The 20,612-nt window shown below is 44.7% G+C and carries 14 protein-coding genes and 2 pseudogenes; 9 read left to right on the top strand and 7 right to left on the bottom strand.

Going from position 1 to position 20,612, the window contains the following annotated elements:
* The first annotated feature begins 276 nt into the window (after window positions 1-276).
* The 3 genes from AC3A14_RS04340 (at window position 277) to AC3A14_RS04350 (ending at window position 4,158) form a co-directional block, all read left to right on the top strand.
* Window positions 277-465 (top strand): hypothetical protein, encoded by a 189-nt coding sequence (locus tag AC3A14_RS04340; RefSeq protein ID WP_318720011.1) that lies wholly within the window; start codon window positions 277-279, stop codon window positions 463-465.
* A 272-nt stretch (window positions 466-737) separates the two neighbouring features.
* Window positions 738-3,626, top strand: coding sequence for a DNA polymerase I (gene polA / locus AC3A14_RS04345; protein ID WP_318732545.1), 2,889 nt, complete (start codon window positions 738-740; stop codon window positions 3,624-3,626).
* Window positions 3,627-3,906: 280 nt separating this feature from the next.
* On the top strand, window positions 3,907-4,158 hold the full coding sequence (locus AC3A14_RS04350; protein WP_318702250.1) for a DUF4351 domain-containing protein: 252 nt from the start codon (window positions 3,907-3,909) through the stop codon (window positions 4,156-4,158).
* A gap of 153 nt (window positions 4,159-4,311) precedes the next feature.
* Here AC3A14_RS04350 and nblB read toward each other — a convergent pair whose 3' ends face one another.
* Window positions 4,312-4,977, bottom strand: coding sequence for a phycobilisome degradation protein NblB (gene nblB, locus AC3A14_RS04355; RefSeq protein WP_318732543.1), 666 nt, complete (start codon window positions 4,975-4,977; stop codon window positions 4,312-4,314).
* Between the two features lie 71 nt (window positions 4,978-5,048).
* A complete protein-coding gene (locus AC3A14_RS04360) occupies window positions 5,049-5,507 on the bottom strand; it encodes a CBS domain-containing protein (protein ID WP_318702247.1) in 459 nt (152 codons plus the stop codon).
* Window positions 5,508-5,943: 436 nt separating this feature from the next.
* On the opposite strand from AC3A14_RS04360, the gene cysK reads away from it, so the two are divergent.
* From cysK to AC3A14_RS04380, 4 genes are all read left to right on the top strand, one after another.
* On the top strand, window positions 5,944-6,882 hold the full coding sequence (gene cysK, locus AC3A14_RS04365; RefSeq protein WP_318732542.1) for a cysteine synthase A: 939 nt from the start codon (window positions 5,944-5,946) through the stop codon (window positions 6,880-6,882).
* A gap of 44 nt (window positions 6,883-6,926) precedes the next feature.
* Window positions 6,927-7,607: a J domain-containing protein gene (locus tag AC3A14_RS04370; RefSeq protein WP_487778914.1), complete on the top strand. Its 681-nt coding sequence runs from the start codon at window positions 6,927-6,929 to the stop codon at window positions 7,605-7,607.
* A 124-nt stretch (window positions 7,608-7,731) separates the two neighbouring features.
* Window positions 7,732-8,472 (top strand): TVP38/TMEM64 family protein, encoded by a 741-nt coding sequence (locus AC3A14_RS04375; RefSeq protein ID WP_318732539.1) that lies wholly within the window; start codon window positions 7,732-7,734, stop codon window positions 8,470-8,472.
* Between the two features lie 166 nt (window positions 8,473-8,638).
* Entirely contained in the window at window positions 8,639-10,174 is a 1,536-nt protein-coding gene (locus AC3A14_RS04380; protein WP_318732538.1) for a mercuric reductase, read from the top strand.
* 469 nt (window positions 10,175-10,643) lie between these two features.
* Here AC3A14_RS04380 and AC3A14_RS04385 read toward each other — a convergent pair whose 3' ends face one another.
* The 4 genes and pseudogenes from AC3A14_RS04385 to AC3A14_RS04400 all read right to left on the bottom strand — a co-directional run bounded on the left by AC3A14_RS04385 (window position 10,644) and on the right by AC3A14_RS04400 (window position 15,671).
* Window positions 10,644-10,787, bottom strand: coding sequence for a hypothetical protein (locus AC3A14_RS04385; protein WP_318732537.1), 144 nt, complete (start codon window positions 10,785-10,787; stop codon window positions 10,644-10,646).
* A gap of 19 nt (window positions 10,788-10,806) precedes the next feature.
* Window positions 10,807-10,914: pseudogene (locus AC3A14_RS04390) on the bottom strand (transposase); the annotation flags it as partial.
* A gap of 644 nt (window positions 10,915-11,558) precedes the next feature.
* Window positions 11,559-14,015 carry a phosphoenolpyruvate synthase gene (gene ppsA, locus AC3A14_RS04395; RefSeq protein WP_318732536.1) on the bottom strand — a complete coding sequence of 819 codons (2,457 nt, stop codon included), beginning with the start codon at window positions 14,013-14,015 and terminating at the stop codon, window positions 11,559-11,561.
* Between the two features lie 366 nt (window positions 14,016-14,381).
* Window positions 14,382-15,671 carry a Glu/Leu/Phe/Val family dehydrogenase gene (locus AC3A14_RS04400; RefSeq protein WP_318732535.1) on the bottom strand — a complete coding sequence of 430 codons (1,290 nt, stop codon included), beginning with the start codon at window positions 15,669-15,671 and terminating at the stop codon, window positions 14,382-14,384.
* A 235-nt stretch (window positions 15,672-15,906) separates the two neighbouring features.
* On the opposite strand from AC3A14_RS04400, the gene AC3A14_RS04405 reads away from it, so the two are divergent.
* Entirely contained in the window at window positions 15,907-16,818 is a 912-nt protein-coding gene (locus tag AC3A14_RS04405) for a tetratricopeptide repeat protein (protein WP_318732534.1), read from the top strand.
* A gap of 262 nt (window positions 16,819-17,080) precedes the next feature.
* Here the strand turns inward: AC3A14_RS04405 and AC3A14_RS04410 are convergent.
* Window positions 17,081-17,515 (bottom strand): annotated as a pseudogene (locus AC3A14_RS04410) (DUF29 domain-containing protein).
* Window positions 17,516-17,624: 109 nt separating this feature from the next.
* Between AC3A14_RS04410 and AC3A14_RS04415 the strand changes: the two are divergent.
* Complete coding sequence (locus tag AC3A14_RS04415) at window positions 17,625-20,612, top strand: hypothetical protein (protein ID WP_318732533.1); 2,988 nt, start codon at window positions 17,625-17,627, stop codon at window positions 20,610-20,612.

A 20,612-nucleotide genomic window follows, 5' to 3' on the forward strand; every position in this document is an offset into this window, starting at 1 on the left:
GGTAGCATCCCCCTGGGGGGGATAGGTACTCTAGCAATAAGCACTCTAGCAATAGGGGACAGGGAAAAGGCACAAAGCTAAACATTTTATAAAGATTAGTGGGAGTGTCAGCAAATTACAGACAATATCCATCCCCATTTAATTAACTGTTATAGTCCTTTGCGCTCGGCAACAAGCAACAGGCTCTCTAGCAATAGCTTGCATTGCTTAGTGTCTAAGACTTAAAATTGTACTCCATAGAAAAGAAAAGTTCTATAAAGTTTCTCTACAATTTCCATGAACTTAAATATTGAACTGGTTAGTGGCGATATTAATGAAGTAGGTGAGCTTGATTTTTTGCTATTGGGTTATAAAAATCCTCTTCTAGAGCAAATTGCTAGAGAAACCCATGCTTCATTTAAGAGTATCGAGAGCGCCAGTTGGATGTTTCCTCATCATTTCACAAACCGGAACAGAGTATTTTGAAGACGTGTTGAAAGAAGATTGCCAGGTGATGTGGAATTTTGTTCAGGAACTTTGTCAAAAACGGAAAGACGATCCCCTCTTCTGTTCTTACAAGCACTTGAAAAAACATCGAGTAACTTTTAATATTTCTCAAGTCTCAATGTAAAGAAAAAGCAAAGGAAAGAGGATCTGGGAGAGCAAAACTCATTGCCCAGTTACTGTATTCATACAGTGTTCATATATTCAGTCGTAAATTGCTATAATCCCCGTAACACATCATTTGAATTCTCACTGTGGTTGCAAATTCCCCTCGTCCCCTCCTCCTGCTCATTGATGGACATTCCTTAGCCTTCCGTGCTTATTATGCCTTTTCTAAAGGGCGCGATGGAGGACTGAAAACCCGTGGTGGTATCCCTACCAGTGTCTGCTTTGGCTTTTTGAAGTCGATGTTTGAAGTCCTCGAAAAAGAACATCCCCAAGCCTTAGCAGTAGCATTCGATCGCGCTGAAGCCACGTTTCGCCATCAAGCGGATGTGAACTATAAAGCCAACCGTCAGGAAACTCCAGAGGATTTTATTGGCGATCTGCAAAACCTACAGCAGATTTTAGTGGCTCTCCAGGTTTCTATTGCCACCTGTGCGGGTTATGAAGCCGATGATGTGCTGGCGGCGCTAGCAGAGCGGGGGATTAAAGCAGGATATCAGGTGAAGATCCTAACCGGCGATCGCGACTTATTCCAACTCGTCAATTCGGAAAAGCTCATCAGCGTTCTGTATCTTGCTGGAGGTAGCCAGAAACGCGATACCGCAACCCAGGAATTTTATCCAGCACAAGTGAAAGAAAAAATGGGAGTTCATCCCAGCCAAATTGTCGATTATAAAGCCCTTTGCGGTGACTCTTCAGATAACATTCCTGGGGTTAAAGGCATTGGGGAGAAAACGGCGGTGAAATTGTTGCAAGAGTACAGCACATTGGATGGGGTTTATGCATCGGTAGATCAAATCAAAGGCGCGATGCAAAAGAAGTTAATCGCCGGTAGAGGTGATGCGTACCATTCCCAATTTTTAGCCCAAATCACCACTGAAGTTCCCCTCGATCTCACCCTAGATGATTGTCATCTGCAAGGCTTTCCTCCCCAAGCCCCATCTGAGTTATTCCAACGCTTAGAATTAGAAACTTTTCGCCCAAAACTGAATCACTTCCAAACTCTGTTAGGGGGTAAAGCTCAAGAAGTGGGAGAAGCTGAGGCACAGATCGTAGATGAAGCTCTCGATTTTTGGAGCGCAGCAGAAACGGAAGCTGCGCAAGCTCAAAATCAGTTGCCCTTTACCCCGATTATTATTGATGATGAGCAGAAACTGACTGATTTAATTGCAAAACTCAAAACCTGCCAAGATCCCCAACATCCTGTTGCTTGGGATACGGAAACCACAGCATTAGAACCAAGAGATGCAGAATTAGTCGGTTTAGGATGCTGTTTTCAGCAGGATGAAACCCTGACTGTTGCCTATATTCCCCTCAAGCATAAACGGGGACAGAATCTAGAGAGCGATCGGGCTTTGGAACTTCTGCGCCCCCTGCTCGAAAATCCTGCCTATCCTAAAGTTTTCCAAAATGCTAAATTTGACCGGTTAATTCTCAAAAATAATGGCATTAATCTACAAGGTGTTGTCCTCGATACCCTACTTGCCAGTTATGTCTTAAATCCAGATAGAAATCATAGTCTCAGTGTCTTAGCTCAACAAGAATTAGGTCTGATTTCCCAAAGTTATGAGCAATTAGTTCCCAAAGGAAAAACTATTGCTGATATCGATATTTCTTTAGTTGCTCAATACTGTGGTATGGATGCCTATGTCACCTTTCAGCTTGTCCCCATCTTTGCCGGAAAACTAAACCAATTCCCCAAACTTCAGCAGCTCTTAAAGGAGGTTGAAATTCCCTTAGAGCCGATTTTAGCCCAAATGGAATGGACAGGAATTTCTATCGATACCGATTATCTTAAAATACTCTCCAAGGAGTTAAACGATCAACTCAGAACCATTGAACAAAACGCCTATCAAGCGGCGGGAGAAGAATTTAACTTAGGTTCGCCCAAGCAAGTCAGTGCCCTATTATTTGATAAACTGGGATTGCCCCCACGCAAATCGCGCAAAATTAAAACCGGATATTCTACTGATGCGGCAACCTTAGAAAAACTGCAAGTGGACGATCAAACGGGTGTAGTAGAGACTATTTTAGAGTACCGCATGTTAGATAAACTAAAATCCACCTATGTCGATGCTCTGCCCCAGTTAGTCCATTCCCAAACCCAGCGAGTGCATACGGATTTCAACCAAGCGGTTACCAGTACAGGGCGCTTATCTTCTTCTCACCCCAATTTACAAAATATTCCCATTCGGACTGAATTTTCTCGCCAAATTCGGCAAGCGTTTATTCCTCAGTCTGGATGGGCATTAGTAGCGGCTGATTATTCTCAGATTGAATTAAGGATTTTAGCCCATTTAAGTGGAGATTCAACCTTAGTAAATGCCTATCAAAGTCAGCAAGATGTACATAAAGTTACGGCTCAATTGCTGTTCGATCGTTCGGAGATTACCCCAGAAGAGCGCCGCTTAGGGAAAGTGATTAATTTTGGGGTCATTTATGGTATGGGAGCGCAACGGTTTGCCAGAGAAGCCGGGGTAAACGCAAGGGAAGGTAAGGAGTTTATTGACCGGTTTAATCGCCAATATCCCCAAGTATTTGAGTATTTAGAACTCGCAAAAAAGCAAGCCATTAGTCAAGGATTTGTAGAAACCATTTGGGGAAGAAGGCGCTATTTTGAGTTTGAATCTTTGAGTTTGCAGAAGTTACGGGGAGAGTCCCTAGATCAAATCAGTTTAGAGAAAATGCGAATGAGCAAAAGGGATGCCGGATTATTGAGAGCTGCTGCCAATGCACCCATTCAAGGTTCGAGCGCCGATTTAATTAAAATGGCAATGGTGAAATTAGATGAAGTTTTATGTCCCTATGAGGCGCGGATGCTGCTGCAAGTTCATGATGAATTAGTACTGGAAATGCCAGTAGAGGAATGGGATGAGGTGTCGGTGAAAGTTCAAGAGACGATGGAACAGGTGGTTTCTTTAAAAATTCCTTTGGCGGTAGAAATTCATCGAGGAAAGAGTTGGATGGAAGCTAAGTAATTCACGCAGGACTTTATTTAAGGGGGCAGTGAAGAAAAATAGCGTTACTCTTTAAAAGAAATTCAAGGTAAAGTGATTGCCTTTTTGTAGAAAAGAGATTATGCTTAAATATGGATAACAATACGACTTAGTTCAAGTGGCGATCGCTGGAAGAATTTAATCTATCAACAGTAAACGATCCAGAAGAAACTGGGCGTTGAGATCAGCCATTGTTTGCTGAGTTGGGGTTCTTCCTGAAGCCGAATAACTCAAGATTAAAAATAAAAATGGAGATCGAATCATGGCAAGCATTATGCATTGGATGGAAGAGGGTAGAGAAAAAGGTAAGCACGAACAAGCCGTGGCAATGATTTTGCAGCAACTGCCTTGGAAAGTTGGAGCGGTTAAGCCCTATTTACAGGAAGAAATTGAGGCGCTCTCTCTGTCGGCTCTAGAGGATCTATCTATTGCTTTGCTGAAGTTTTCGGACTCTAATGACTTGGAATTGTGGTTAGAGCGGACAGCGAGAAAAATTCCCCTCAGTGTTTCCTAGCCTAGTCCCATTCCTCGATGATACAGCAGTTTGCGCTCTTATGAGGTAGATTAAATCCTTTTGCTGAAGGAATACGGCACGCAAATTCAGCCTTGTATCGATACTGATACTTGGGACTTGATATCAAATTGAAAAGATTAGATAAAGATTAGATTAGGAGTAGGTATTTTTGGCAGCGATCGCCACTTGATCCACTGGATCTTGAGCGAGTCGATTCAGGGCAGACTCTACCCCTTCTCCTTCTCCTCCCAAAGAGTGCAATGCTTGAGCGACACGGTGGCGAACTTGCCAATCGGGATCGTCAACTAAGGGAAATAACAATTCCACAGCTTCAGGATCGCCTAATTCTCCCACAGAACTGACGGCTGCGGAACGGACTAAATCTGTGGGGGAGTTGAGGGCTATTTTGAGTAAGGTTAAGGCGCGAGGATCGCCTAATTCTCCCAAGGTTGCCACAATACTCATCTGCAACAGCCATTCCTCCGTATTGCCATAGGCTTGTTCTAAATCCGGATAACCTTCAGTTAAGTGCAACGCCCCAATACCATCAGCCGCTGCTGCCTTGACATCAATTTCTGGATCGTTTTCCAGGCGATCGCGTAAAATATTTAAACTTTCCTCTCGATTAACCTCTCCCACCGTCGATAACTGACTGATCGCTGCATAGCGCACCCGCACATTACTATCAATGGCTAAGGCTTGAATCTTGCTAAACGCCACGGCTGGATCGAGCAGACGCAATTGATTCACCCCGCGTAGGCGATCGCCATAATTTTCCGAATCTAATAATTGCTGAACTGATTCAGGGGTTACACTCATAGACTTCCAATACTCTCAATAGGGCAAATCCGATCGATACATATCGATACACATAGGAAAAGAACTTAACTCTAAGCCTCCAAGAGATCCCGCAAAATATCTGCTCTGGTAAGGATACCCACCAACTCCTGGGCATCATCCAAAACCGGTAAACGGCGAATATTATGTTTTTGCATTACCTTAGCGGCATCGCGCAAAGAGCGATCGCCCGTGACTGAAATGGGGCGATCGCTCATCACCTCACCCACCGTCAAACCCATCGCCTTACGCAAATCCTTCTCATAGGTTGATGGATTTTCTAAATAAATCACACTATCTAGCAACATAATATAGGGCGGCGGCTCCACCCCCGTTTCTTGCCACATCAAATCCGTCTCTGAGATCACCCCAATCAGCTTACCTTCTGCATCGACGACGGGTAAACCACTAATACGGTATTCCACCAACAAGTGAATTGCCTCCTTCAAGGAAGTATCTGGGCGAACCACCATAGGATTTGCAGTCATGACATCAGCGACGGTTTTCGGCATAGGGGCCTCTCCCAACAATTTGGTATTGAGTTTAACTATTATAGGGGGAATGGGGAAATGGGGAAATAGGGAGAGGAAGAAGCAAGGACTCATTTCCCCTTATTGTTAATTGAACTGCCAATTGGCTTAAAAATTGACAACGTAAAATGGGTTGAATTGAATTCTCAAAGCTAAGTCTCACAAGACGATTGCCTATTCCCTCGTTCCCAGGACATACAGCAGTTTCCTCTGCTATGCAGCACATTAAATGGCAGTTTTTAAAGAGAGCTAGAATAATTCAAAGCTAGATTGAGTTTGCTGTTCACTCCCCCTATTACCCCATCCCCCTATCTCCCCATCACAGAGCAAAGCGCTGTAACTTGCACGTTGTCCATAGGCTTTGGGACAATGGGCAAGATGTTCTCTATCTAATCGCTAATCATTTCACCGGTTCAACATGAAAATCGCACAAGATATTACCAAATTAGTCGGAAATACACCCTTGGTTCAACTGAACCGCATCCCGCAAGCAGAGGGCTGTGGGGCCAGAATTGTGGTTAAACTCGAAAGTATGAACCCAGCTTCCTCAGTCAAAGACCGCATTGGAGTCAATATGATTGATGCGGCGGAAAAAGAAGGGTTAATTGCTCCCGACAAGACCGTTTTGGTTGAACCCACATCTGGGAATACAGGGATTGCGTTGGCCATGGTGGCTGCTGCACGAGGATATCGATTAATTTTATTAATGCCGGAAACCATGAGTGCAGAACGGCGAGCAATGTTAAAGGCTTATGGAGCCGAGTTAGTCTTGACTCCAGGCTCAGAGGGCATGGGAGGATGCATCCGTCGAGCAATGGAAGTGGTAGAACAAACCCCCAATGCTTATATGTTGCAGCAGTTTCAAAATCCAGCTAATCCCCAGATTCACCGCAAAACTACGGCCCAGGAGATTTGGACTGATACAGATGGCCAGGTGGATATGATTATTTCTGGTGTAGGGACTGGGGGCACCATTACGGGGGTTGCGGAGGCGCTGAAGAAGAAAAACGAGATGATTCAGGCGATCGCCGTGGAACCGCAAACGTCCCCAGTCTTATCCGGTGGACAACCGGGACCTCATAAAATTCAGGGGATTGGAGCTGGATTTGTGCCAGAAGTTTTAAGGGTAGATTTAATTGATGAAGTCGTAACGGTTTCCGATGAAGAGGCGATCGCCTATGGTCGCCGTTTAGCGAGGGAAGAAGGCTTACTTTCTGGCATTTCTAGTGGTGCTGCAGTCTGCGCTGCGATCCAAGTTGGCAAGCGCCCAGAAAATAAGGGTAAATTAATTGTGGTCATTCAACCGAGTTTTGGCGAGCGCTATCTGAGTACCCCCTTATTCCAAGATCCAGAATAGGAGGACACTCCAGACATGGGGACGCGGGAATGGGGAAGAGGGCTGTGAATTACTATGAAACCCTAGAAATTGAGCCAACGGCGACTTCAGAGGAAATTCGCCAAGCGTATCGCCGTTTGGTGAAACTCTATCATCCGGATCTCAATCAAGCGGTGGGTGATAAAAACCGGATCGTGGAGATTAATCTGGCCTATGAAACCCTCAGCGATTCCCACAGTCGCCGAGTGTACGATCGCCAACACTTTCCTTATGGTCAAAGGGGCGATCACTCCAAATCTCCCCAACCCTCTACCCGTTCCTCTAAAAAGCCCCTAGATCCAGATCGACATTGGCAACAATGGCTCTCAAGAGTCTATCATCCCGTCAATATTTCCTTAATCGAGATTCTCTACTCCATAGAAGCAGAAATTGATGACCTTTCTGCCGACCCCTTTGACGATCAATTACTGGAAAATTTTCAACTGTATTTAGAAAATTGTCGTTCCTTATTGGAGGAAGCGCAACAGCACTTTCGTTCCCTCCCTAATCCTGGCCCAATTGCCAGCATTGCCGCCCATCTCTATCATTGCCTCAATCAAGTCAGTGATGGACTTGAGGAGTTCTCCTGGTTTCCTTACAACTATGACGAACACTATTTACATACTGGGCTAGAACTGTTCCGCATTGCCCGTGGATTGCGTCAAGAAGCCCAAGATGCCCTGCAAGAGGTTTATGCTGACGCTTGATTACCGTTAACCATAACGATCGCTTAACCAAAACTGACGTTTATTAATGTTCAAGGGCATTCTCAGGAGTTCCTCAGAGTAATATGAGAGGATAATTCATAAAGTCCTATGGAACCTCTGATTGATGATCGATCGCCATCTAACCATTCGCAAATTCTTCTCCCTGTTGGCCATCGGGGCGATCGCGCTCCTCGTCACCAGCAGCCCTGTATTGGCCCAAGATCTCACCAACAGCACGGGATTCAACCCTCAAGAACTCCTACGCTCTGCCCTACAGAGCATTGAAAACCTCGGGCCAATTGGGGCGATCGCCTTTATTCTCCTTTATATTGTCGCCACTGTGGCCTTCCTGCCTGGTTCTATCCTTACCCTGGGTGCAGGAGTCGTCTTTGGAGTTGCTTTTGGTTCGGTGTATGTGTTTATTGGCGCAACCCTAGGCGCAACCGCTGCTTTTCTCGTGGGACGCTACTTAGCACGGGATTGGATCGCCAAGAAAATCGAAGGTAATACTAAATTTAGTGCGATCGATCGAGCCGTTGGTGAAGAAGGCTTAAAAATTGTTCTCCTCACTCGACTCTCTCCAGTCTTCCCCTTTAACCTGCTCAACTACGCCTATGGATTAACCCAAGTCTCCCTCAAAGATTACTTTATTGGTTCCATCGGCATGATTCCCGGCACAATCATGTATGTTTATATTGGCTCCCTAGCCGGCAATCTGGCCACGATTGGCACAGGCGATCAACCCTCTAACCCAACCATTACTTGGACATTGCGGATTATTGGATTTATTGCCACAGTTGCCGTTACCCTTTATGTTACCCGCATTGCCCGTAAAGCCTTAGATGGAGCAATTGAAAACCATTAACAATGAACAATTAGGTCTGAGGTGAATTCAATAGACCTCTTGCATAAGTGGGTAGAAAATAAATAGTAATGGAGTAATTCTATATTCTTATCCCTATTGCCTATTCTTTAATTCCCTGACTTCTGCAAGAAGTCTAATTAATTTCCCCATTCCCCTATTCAAAACCATGTCATCCCTAAACTTATCTCCTATCGATCGCTATAACCAACAGTTAATTGATCGGGTTCATCCCCAAGATTGGGTTAATCCAACCCCTGCAGCACAATATGATTTAGTCGTCATTGGTGCGGGAACTGCCGGGTTAGTCGTCGCTGCGGGAGCCGCAGGATTAGATGTCGGCTTAAAAGTCGCTTTGGTAGAAAAGAACTTAATGGGAGGAGATTGCTTAAATGTGGGTTGCGTGCCTTCTAAATGTGTGATTCGCTCCTCTCGTGTGGTAGAAGATATCCGCAATGCCCCTAATTTTGGCATTCATCCCTCAGAAGAGATTAACATTAACTTTGCCCAAGTTATGGAACGGATGCGGAAAATTCGTGCCGGAATTAGCCACGATGATTCGGCGAAAAGATTCCAGAGTTTAGGGGTTGATGTCTTTTTAGGAGAAGGGCAATTTACCAGTAATTCGACTCTGGAAGTTGCCGGGAAAACGCTACCGTTTAAGAAAGCTGTAATTGCTACTGGTGCCAGGGCTGTGCGGCCGAAAATTGAAGGGTTAGAAGAAGTAGGGTTCTTGACCAATGAAACTGTGTTTAACCTCACGGAATGCCCGAAACGGTTAGCGGTAATTGGGGGTGGGCCGATTGGTTGTGAATTGGCCCAATCGTTCCACCGTTTAGGCGCTCGAGTCGTTTTATTTCACAATAAGGGACATTTATTAGACCGGGAAGATCCAGATGCGGCAGAAATTATTCAAGAGCAGTTTAAACAAGAAGGAATTCAACTGATTTTAGAGAGTCAGATTCAACGGGTAGAATCGACTCCAGAAGGTAAAGTGATTTATGTTTCTAGCCAGGGAAAACAGGAACCCTATCCCGTAGTTGTGGATGAAATTTTAGCTGGTGCAGGTCGTGCCCCCAATGTGGAAGGCTTGAATTTAGAAGGTGTTGGGGTGGACTATGATCGCAAAGGGGTGAAAGTAAATGATTATTTACAAACGACGAATCCCAAAATTTATGCGGCTGGCGATATTTGTATGAATTGGAAATTCACCCATGCGGCGGATGCGGCGGCACGAATCGTAATTAAGAATACGTTGTTTTCTCCATTTGGGTTGGGGAAATCGAAATTAAGCGATCTTATTATGCCTTGGGCGACTTATACCGATCCAGAAATTGCCCATGTGGGACTTTATGAGTGGGAGGCACAAGAGAGGGGAATTGAAATTGAAACGATTAAGGTATTAATGAGTAGTGTACATCGGGCGATCGCCGATGGAGAGACGGAAGGCTTCGTTAAAATCCACTATCTCCAAGGTTCGGATAAAATTGTCGGTGCAACTATTGTTGCACGTCATGCCGGGGATATGATTAGTGAAGTGACCACGGCGATCGCGGGTAAGATCGGTTTAAGTCAACTTTCTAGCACCATTCATCCCTATCCCACTCAAGCGGAAGCTATCAAAAAAGCTGCCGATGCCTACAAAAGAACCCTCTTGACTCCTAAAACCAAAAAATTCCTCAGTTTCCTCACCAAACTCTCGTAGAAACAATAATGAGAGAATAAAACCTCTGTCGACTTACTCTATCATAATTCCAGATTGCTTCAGTAAGATGGTTTGATACTAATATAGTTAGGGTGAATATAACTCTAAATGAACGGATGGAAGAGAAGAGCGTAGGCACTTTAATTGAAGTTAATCCAAAATTGCTGCAAGAAGCTCTTGAAAAGTTTACGAGTTCGTATTCCTAATCCCCATAAGGGAGATAGGAGCAGGATTAACCCGGATGCTCATGATCGTTACCATGATTACCAATCCGAAAAACTACAAGGGATAAATGGCTTGTTGGTTTTTAACTTGTGGACAACACTGGGTTTGATGGGGACAACAGCAGCAGCAAGCTTGATTGTGATTAGACATGATTGATTGTTTCCTTGCTCATGGATGGGGTAAAACTTGGGGGAACCCCTCTTCTGGTAAGGCTTTGAGAAGAGGGATCGGGCACTAGATTAGATTAGGTAGAAGCGATCGCGACGATAAAAACAGCCCCATTCACTTCTAGATAAACGGCTTCTTGCTGTGCCTTCTTTCCGTAATCTTGCAAGAGTTGATAGAGCAGGTCTAAAATCTCTTCATTGGAGGAAAACCGATTGTTCATTATTAGTAATATAGCGGGCCTAAACGAATTGTGAAAAAGCATCGTATTTTTTCAGATCGGGAAGATTGAACAACTTGAAATCAACAAAGAGTTGAAATAAACGCTTAACACAAGCAAATAATAAACCCTTTTAAGATTTCTATTTGTTTTTTGCTCTCGGAATGGTTAGAATGCATTTGACCGGCTCGTCTCTTGAAGTTCAGACTTTTATTTTATCTGATTACGAGCTTTTTTGTTCATAAATCCAATAGGCCCGCTATAGACATGGCAGACCTTGTAGTATTTTGACGTTTGATTTAGGCAATTATCGGCCAGGGAACATTCTTGAACTGATTGATCGCCAATTGCGGCTTGATGATCCTAGTAAAGCTCTAGTTGTACCCTCTTGGGTTAAGGATCTCCATCCAGAGTGGTTAGCACAAGCGAAAAAATCAGGTTTGCTTAAATGATGACAAGGGGCGGCAATTGATTGATTCCGGCGAAGACCAGAAACCCGGTTTCTTCAAGAAACCGGGTTTCTAGACATGGGTGGGGGCGGGTTTAGGGAATTGATGGGTGGGTGTTCTAGATTTGGGTATAACCCGCTCCTAGAGGGCTTAAGACTATCATTGGGCATCGCGCCGTTTACAGCGTAAAGCGCTGTAACGGAGTACAGTCTTATTCAGATAAGTCATTGCGAATGGAACGAAGTAGAATGAAGCAATCTCGACTATCTCGTGGATTGTTGCGATTGCTTTCCTGAGGTTGCAATGACAACGACCTAACTTAACATTACCCGCGCTCCAGTTCGGCAATGTCCAACATCGTCTTCAACACTGAATCCGGATTCAAACTAATCGAATCAATGCCTAACTCCACTAAAAAGCGGGCAAATTCTGGATAATCACTCGGTGCTTGACCGCAGATGCCGATTTTACAACCCTCCGCTTTTGCGGTTTCAATGGCTAATTTCACCATCCGTTTCACTGCTTCATTGCGTTCGTCAAACAAGGGTGCAACTAAGCCAGAATCCCGGTCTAAGCCTAATGTCAGTTGGGTTAAATCGTTGGAACCCATGGAAAAACCATCAAAGACTTGGGCAAATTCGGAGGCTAAAATCACGTTGCTCGGTAACTCGCACATCACATAAACTTGTAAGCCATGTTTACCCCGTTTTAGTCCATGTTTGGCCATTTCTGCTAACACCTTGCGCCCTTCTTCTGGAGTCCGACAGAAGGGAATCATGGGGATGGCATTCACCAATCCCATCTCATCGCGAACCCGTTTTAAGGCTTGGCATTCTAAGGCAAAGGCTTCCCGATACTGGGGGTCGTAATAGCGGGAGGCTCCGCGCCAACCAATCATGGGGTTTTCTTCCTGGGGTTCAAATTGACGACCGCCTAAAAGATTGGCGTATTCGTTGCTCTTGAAGTCGGAAAGGCGGATAATCACGGGATGGGGATAAAAGGCAGCCGCGATCGCACCCATACCATAGGCTAACCGATCGACAAAGAAATCGGGTTTATAGGGATAGTGGGCGGTAAGCTCCTCAATCTCGGCTTTCACGTCCCGATCTTCGAGTTCATCAAAGTGAAGGAGCGCCAAGGGATGGGTTTTAATTTGATTGGCAATGATGAACTCTAGGCGAGCCAAACCCACACCGTCGCAGGGAATGGCTGACAACCGGAAGGCTTCCTCTGGGTTGCCCACATTCATGAGAATCTGCGTGCGGGTTTTCGGCAGTTCATCTAACACCGTTTCTTGCACGTCAAAGGGTAACAAACCGGCGTAAACATTGCCCTGTTCCCCTTCTGCACAGGAGACGGTAATTTCCTGACCGTTGGTTAACCGCTCCGTGGCTTTTTCACAACCCACCACTGCCGGAATGCCCATTTCCCTGGCAATAATGGCGGCATGGCACGTCCGTCCACCCGTATTGGTGACGATCGCACTCGCTTTCTTCATAATCGGTTCCCAATCTGGATCGGTGCGATGGGTAACCAGTACTTCCCCGTATTGAAATTGATCGATTTGCGACACATCCAGAATCACCCGTGCCGGTCCAGAGGCGATCGCCTCTCCCACTGCTCGACCTTGCACCAACATCTCGCCCTTTTCTTGCAACTGATAATGCTGTAGGACTTGCCTCGATTTCTGGGACTGCACCGTTTCCGGCCGCGCTTGCACAATAAATAACTGCCCGGTTTGCCCATCTTTCGCCCACTCAATGTCCATCGGCGTATAGGTTTGGCGCAATTTAGAGTAATGATCCTCAATCATCACAGCCCAATTCCCTAACTTGAGAATCTCCTCATCCGTGAGGGCAAACTGTCGTTGCAGCATCCAGGGAACGGGCACAATTTTAGTCGCATGATTGCCATCGTGACGATAGACCATCTTAATGGCCTTACGACCTAGGCGTTTTTGCAAAATCGGTTTGAACCCTTCCCGCAATGTGGGTTTAAACACCAGATATTCATCCGGGTTTACTGCGCCCTGCACTACCGTTTCTCCTAAGCCATAGGAAGCGGTAATCAGAGCCGTATTCTTGAATCCCGTTTCCGGGTCGATGGAGAACATCACTCCGGAAGTCGCTAGGTCAGAGCGTACCATTTTTTGCACTCCCACAGAGAGGGCAACGTCAAAATGGTCAAAGCCTTTATGGGTGCGATAGGAGATGGCGCGATCGGTAAACAGGGAGGCAAAACAGTGATGAACCGCCTTGATGACCTCTTTTAAGCCGGAAATATTCAGATAGGTGTCCTGTTGACCGGCAAAACTGGCATCGGGTAAATCTTCTGCGGTGGCTGAAGAGCGTACTGCCACATCGGGAGTATGACCGTAGAGTTCACCTAAGCGCTTATAGGCGACGGCGATCGCCATTTCGATCTCTTTGGGGAATCGGGTGTTGAGAAGGAGCGATCGCACTTGTTTGGCTCGCTGACGCAACAATACGATATTATCCACATCCAAATCCGTCAACAGTTCCCGCAATTGCGGCTCTAAACCCGCCGAAGAGATAAAATAACGATAAGCATGGGCTGTAATGGCGAATCCTTGGGGAACATTAATTCCTTTGGGGGTTAACTGACGAATTAGCTCTCCTAGCGACGCATTTTTACCGCCAACTAACCTAATATCTTCTAAACCGACTTGATCGAACCAAAGGATAAAAGCGTTTTCCTTCCACAATACCAAAGCTTTAGATTTTTCGGTATAAGCGTTTGTTAAATCAACAGTTTTCAACATTTTTTTGATCGCTCCCAAAACTGGAATAATAGAGGCAAAAGGGAATAGGCAACAGGCAATAGTTACAGCCTGCTGCTGTGTGCTACATCGATTAATTCCCTTAAAAAGGGGGGTTGGGGAGATTTTTGCCTATTGAATCAAAGCGGTAAAGATTCAAAGAATTTATTCATGGGGTAGGGGATGGGAAGCAACGCCATCTCTGCCGGGAATCTTTACCTGAAAATGGAATAGGATAAAAGGGGCTGAAAAAACGATCCCCGAATATTAAAAAACGATTTCAAAAGTGATTATCTCAATTCTAGCAAAAGAATTTTAAAGTAGACTAAAATTGTCGAGTTAGAAATTGAGGGAAAAATGAGAAGTGAGTTACGGATATAAACCGCGATCGCCAAGAGCCTGAGCCACACGACCGACACCCAAGGTATACGCCGCTAACCGCAACGGAATTCCCCGTTGTTGAGACGTTTCATAAACCCGATGATACGCCCGTACCATCAAGCCTTCCATCTCTTGATTTACCCGTTCTTCATCCCAGAATACATAGGACTGACCTTGTACCCATTCCAGATAACTGACGACTACACCGCCAGCATTAGCCAAGATATCCGGCAAGACCATAATGCCGCGACTGTGCAACAGTTGATCCGCCACTAGCGTAACCGGGCCATTGGCCGCTTCTGCCACAATTTTTGCCTGAATTCGAGGGGCATTTTCTTCCGTAATCCGATCTTCGAGAGCTGCTGGAATCAAGACATCACAGGGTAAGGTTAACAGTTCCTCATTGGTAATCCATTCACCGCCTGGGAAGTTGTTCATCGGGGCATGATTTTCGACCACATGCTTACGCAACGCCGGAATATCTAAGCCATTTTCTGCAAAGATAGCACCGGAGACATTGGAAACTGCCAACACTTTAGCGCCTGCTTGATGGAACAACAGAGCCGCCGCACCTCCAACATTCCCGAAACCTTGAATGACCACGGAAGCACCCGCCAACGGTTTATCCTGTTGCGCCAAAGCTTCGCGCACCACAATCATCACACCTCGACCCGTTGCCTGTTGTCGTCCCTTAGAACCACCGACAGAGAGGGGTTTACCGGTGACAATACCAGGAACCGCATGACCGACATTCATGGAATAGGTATCCATCATCCAAGCCATTTCTCGCGCCGAAGTTCCCATATCGGGAGCTGGAATATCGACGGCTGGGCCAATGTCTTTAATCAGTTCGCTGGTATAGCGGCGGGTAATGCGCTCTAGCTCACCGACACTATATTGACGGGGATCAATGGCAATACCGCCTTTAGCTCCGCCGTAGGGAATGCCCAATAAGGCACATTTCCAGGTCATCAGCATGGCTAAAGCTGAGACTTCCTGCAACGTAACGGAGGGATGATAGCGAGTTCCGCCTTTATAAGGGCCGAGAACATCGCAATGTTGAACTCGGTGTCCAGCTAAAACTTGGACTTCTCCGGTATCAAGCTTAACGGGGATGGAAACGGTGACGACTTTGCGGGGATTCTCCAAAACGGCCAGGATACCCGGATCGATATTAAGTTCGGAACCGGCTTGCTGCAAATAACTACAGGTGCGATCCATGGGGCAAATATGGGCCGGTGTGGGAGGCTGGGGCATCTTAACTGAGGATGGCATCATCAGAGTTTACCTCTTATGAATGGTGTTAATTCAACCTTATAGTTTTACGTTAGCTCAGTTTTATAAAGAAAAACAAAAAACAGTAAATCTCGTAACAATTTGACATTATTTAACAAAGTTCTCATAATCCGGGTCTCCCCTTCTCCTGCGCACCTTACCCGTCACTGGTGCAAAGTGTGCTATACCAGGAAAAATTGAGTTCTATTAGGGCACAGTTTCCTGAATGAGACGATTAATGATGATGGGTTTTGGTAATCGGTGGTGGGTTGGTTTTTGGTGTGCAACAGCGATCGCCACTTTATTCTCTAGTAGCGTAGCGCGATCGCTCGATCCTATCGAGTTGGCTCAGGTTGAGGTTAACTCTCAGGCAGTGGAGTATTTGAATCAAGGGTTGCAGTTGATTCAAATGGGAGAGGTGGAACGGGCGATCGCCGCGTTTCAAGAGTCAGCACGGTTAGGCCCCAATTTAGCTCCAGCTTCGTATAATTTAGGTCTAGCGCTGCGGCAAAGGGGGGATCTTCAAGGAGCGGCGAGTGCCTTCCACCAAGCCATTCAGATCGATCCGAATTTCGCGATCGCCTACGCTAATTTAGGGGCAGCGCTGTTGGAAGGGCGTAATTTACAACAGGCTCAGGAGTATTTGCAAATGTCAGTCCAGCTCGATCCGAAGTTGGGGGTGGGACATTACAATCTGGGATTGGTACAAAAGTTACAGGGAAATAGGACGGCGGCGATCGCCTCATTTAAGCAAGCTATGGTGTTTTCTCCCACTGCTCCAGAACCCTATTATTATTCAGGTTTGATTTATCAAGAACAAGGGCAATTAACCCCAGCGATGGAGAGGTTCCGTCAGGCAGTGGACAAAAATCCAGAATATGCCCAAGCCTATTATGCGATCGGCTCCATTTTATTACAACAAGGGCAACTGGATGAAGCGCTGAATGCCTTCCGAAAAGCGGCTGAAGCCAATCCTAATTATGGGAATGCCTATTATGGCGCTGGATTAGTCTTTATAGAACAACAAGATTATCAAGAAGCACAACGGGTATTAGCGTTTGCACAGAAACTCTATGAGACAGAAGGCAATCAACAGTGGGCGATCGCGGCGGCTCAATTATTACAACGAGTACGGGACTTAGAACGATAATTTTGGGTGGTAAGGGAAACGAGTCGCACATTAACCTGAGAAACCCAGTTTCTGGTTACCAGGGCTAAATATCATGCAATAATTCGGGAAAATTGGCATTACAGACTTGTTCAAAACTATACAGCGCTTTGCGCTGTAACGGAGTACAGTCTCATTGAGATCAGTCATTGCGAAGGTCACGCAAGTGGAATGAAGCAATCGCAAAATCCCCCAATCTTGGCGATTGCTTCCCTGCGGTCGCAATGACAACTCACATCTACGATCAACAATGTACCTTATAGCAGCGCGAAGCGCTGTAAATATAATCTTCGGGTAAATCGGGATAATCTAAAGGGGTTTCGCGCACGGCTAAATCTAATCCCGACTGATAGCCATAGAGCATCGCTTCGTCTAAATAAGGTTTCAGGCTCGGATTTTCTTTCATCAGGCGGACAATTTCCCGGCGCTGTTCTCGGGTGATTGCTCGCCAGCTTTTCGTGCGTCTTTCGGGCTGAAATTACCACGTTAAGAAATGCCCCAATAACACGCCTAAACAATTTCTGCGTTCTTGACGCTGCTGTTTGCCCAACGATTGGAGTGCCTCCACCAGATTGGCAATATCTAACTGTTTGAATTCACCGGTTTTTAAGAGGTGAGATTGCTGCATCAGCCAACCATAAAAATCGGTTTCATAAAGATGGGTTTCCATTCTGTTCATCTAACCTTTAAACCGGTAATATTATAGCAGACATCTTTGAAGTAGTAATACGGGCTTGTAAAGGTTACGGGGCGATTATATAATTAAACGAAAGGTAGCTTTGATGACGATGGTTAGTTCCTTTCGACAAGCGGATGATAGTCTGCCCAGGGTAGATTATGGGGAGATGCTCGATCGCATTGTAGAGGCGATCGCCAATCAGCCCGGTTTATTTCGCGTTTCCGATGATTCTGAGCGGTTATTGGTTAATGTAGAGGCGATCGCCCATCAGATAGCTCACCAAAATCTGACCGATCCCATCCTAGGGGTAGATTGGCGGGTTCGCGCTGCTACCCTCAATTTCAGTGACTCCTGCGCTGCACAGTTTCCCGATAAAATCCGAGCAATTAGACAAGCACTCCTAGAGCAACTCCAATCTAGCTTAAACGCAAAAAACTTAGAAACCAGCACCTTTCTGTCGAGTTTACTTCAGGATTTCTCCACCTTTCAGAATTCACAACCTAGTTTAGATTTAAGTTATCCCTTTACGCCTTATACAGAATTACAAAAACAACGCTTACAAATTCAATCTCCTGGCTCAATTAAATTTCACAAGTTAACCATCACCGTCGATAGCACTGATGCCCTAAATCGCAATTTACCCGAAGAATTAAGGCGTTATATCTACGAGCAGCTTCATGCTGAAACGGATGAACAACAAGACGAGCTAGAAGATATGCTAAGGGATCTGATAGCAGATAAGGATTCCGATCTAGATCGGCTAAAGCGGTTGGTGGACACGGAAGTTTTGGGACAACTGAAAAAAGCGGCGAAAATTCAGTATTTAGAATATTTAGAAGAAAATATTAATGCAAAAAAACATCGAGAGGTAGTTTATCTCAGGGATTTAATTCGTCGCCTAAAAGCTCTGAATGATTATATTGCCGATCCCAATAAAGCGGATGCAGAGTATGAAGTTTCCTATCAAGGGAAAACCGTTAATTTTCGTCAACTCTTCTCCCGTGCCGAAGCCTTAGATATTTTACCCGTTATCCCCATCATTGAAGGCTATTTAGGAGAAACAACAGATCCCCTCCATAACAGAAGACAATTTATTTTTGGGCTGAAACTGAAATTAAATGGCCCGGTGCAAAATCAGGGGAGCAAAAATGCCTTTGATTATTATTGTAGTTTACTGGATTTAGAGCAGGAAGAAAATCAGGCTTCTGCTCAGACTAAATATGGACTAGAAAAGATTTTAAAAGTCACATTTTTATATTTCTTTGTTTTTGCATCCGATTGCAATCCAGAGGCAGAAGGATATAATTATAGTGATGAATTACAGTACGATCCAGTGAGTCGTTTTGAAGCGAATATTTTAGGAACACTGCAAGGAAATAACAATCAGGAAAAAGTAGGACTGTTAAGAGGAATTCGCAAAGGATTGGAAAAATTTAAGGTTAAAGACAAAGTTGAGCGCTTGGTGAAATTAGTCAAGCATACTTTAACACGGGAAAGGGTTATACCTTCGAGTGAACATTGTATTCATGTGGGAGTGAGGAAAACGTTATTAGAAACAGATGTCGATCGAATTTTGAACCGACTAACTCTGTTTAAGGATGTTCTGAGAAAAAATCAGAAGGAGTCTCTTCAGTATTTATCGGTGGGAGAAGCGACGGTAAATCCGGATATCTTATGCCAATTACCGGTTAAAATCAAGATAGAAGATATTCGCTATGCAGAAACGAGCGATCGCCAATCTTTTTCTATGAGCTATGATCTGGATAATCTTCAGAGCTTTCCTGTGTTACTAACGCCTAAGAAGTGTCTGACTGATGGAGTCTATAAGAAACACTATGAAACTTTACAAAGCAGAAAATTAGTATTGTTTCATATCGATACAGTCAAAAACGAAAAATTAGATGATCGACAAGCATTTCTATACCGCTTTACCTTTACCCTGCTCTTCTATATCGTAGTTCAACAGTTAGCCAGTTATCTCCCCAACCCCGAAAACCTATTTATTCCTATTGTCCGCTTTCATCTCACTAATAAAAACAATTCATCCCCCCTTGAAGAATTCATCCTGAATTTGTCGGTTACTGTCTCCCATCTGCTCAATGAAGAGAAAATACTGGCAAACTTCCAAGGCTTTGATATTACGAGCAACAATATTCATAAAACGAGAAATGGTCTTAGTTCTCTCTATTCCCGACTGCCTAAAGTTTTCTCATTTGATAAACTGGAGGAAACGCCTAAATTAGATAAGTTAGCCATTATTGTGGTTTCCAGTCGCGAAACTGATGCCCAGTATCAAACGGATAAATCCCAACATCTCTCTAATTTAATGGGAGAAGTGGTGAGCGTTACTCGTCGGGAAGATGCTCGGATAGAGATTAATTGCTTAAGCACATTCTCCGATTCTTATCTGCGCTCGGAAATATTTGATAATCCTTTAGTTATTCGGGATAAAATCACGGAACTCTATCAGCAAGGATATCGGCATTTTGTTTATATTGCCAAAGCTCCCTATACCAGCAGCTTAAATATGACGGTTGAAGAGGATCGCTTATTTTTTATGTCGCGATCGCTGATTCGTTGTCTGCGAAATAATAACCCAGATATTCTAATTTATCCGATGTTTTTTGACAAATATTATGTGCGCTCTTCTATGAATCTCACACCCAAATCATTGTATGTTCAAGATATCCGCGAGTTAACCCAGTTAGTGGACGATCCCAGTCAGCAAGCAGTAGTATTCTTTAATTTGTTTAATGGACTGAAAGTGGGTAATACTGACGAGCGGTTTTATAATGGAGTAATTTCCTATGCTACCCTCTTAAATACTTATAAGGGGATTTTGGATAATGAGGTGATTTATCAAGGACTGCTGCATGAGGGAGAATTGAAACATGATATTTTACAGTATTTGACGCTGTTTCACTTCTCTCGCTATGAAGCCACGCACAATATTAGCTTAAAGCTCGATCCCTATCAAAATATTATTGGGGATTATTCAGTGGGTAAGTTGTCTTTGTTTAAGCATATGAATGGGAAGTCAGAGTTTAATTCTTTAGCGTTTCTGACGGAAGCAAAAAAGGCGTTAAGAGTGGATTAA

Source organism: Roseofilum sp., assembly GCF_982964205.1.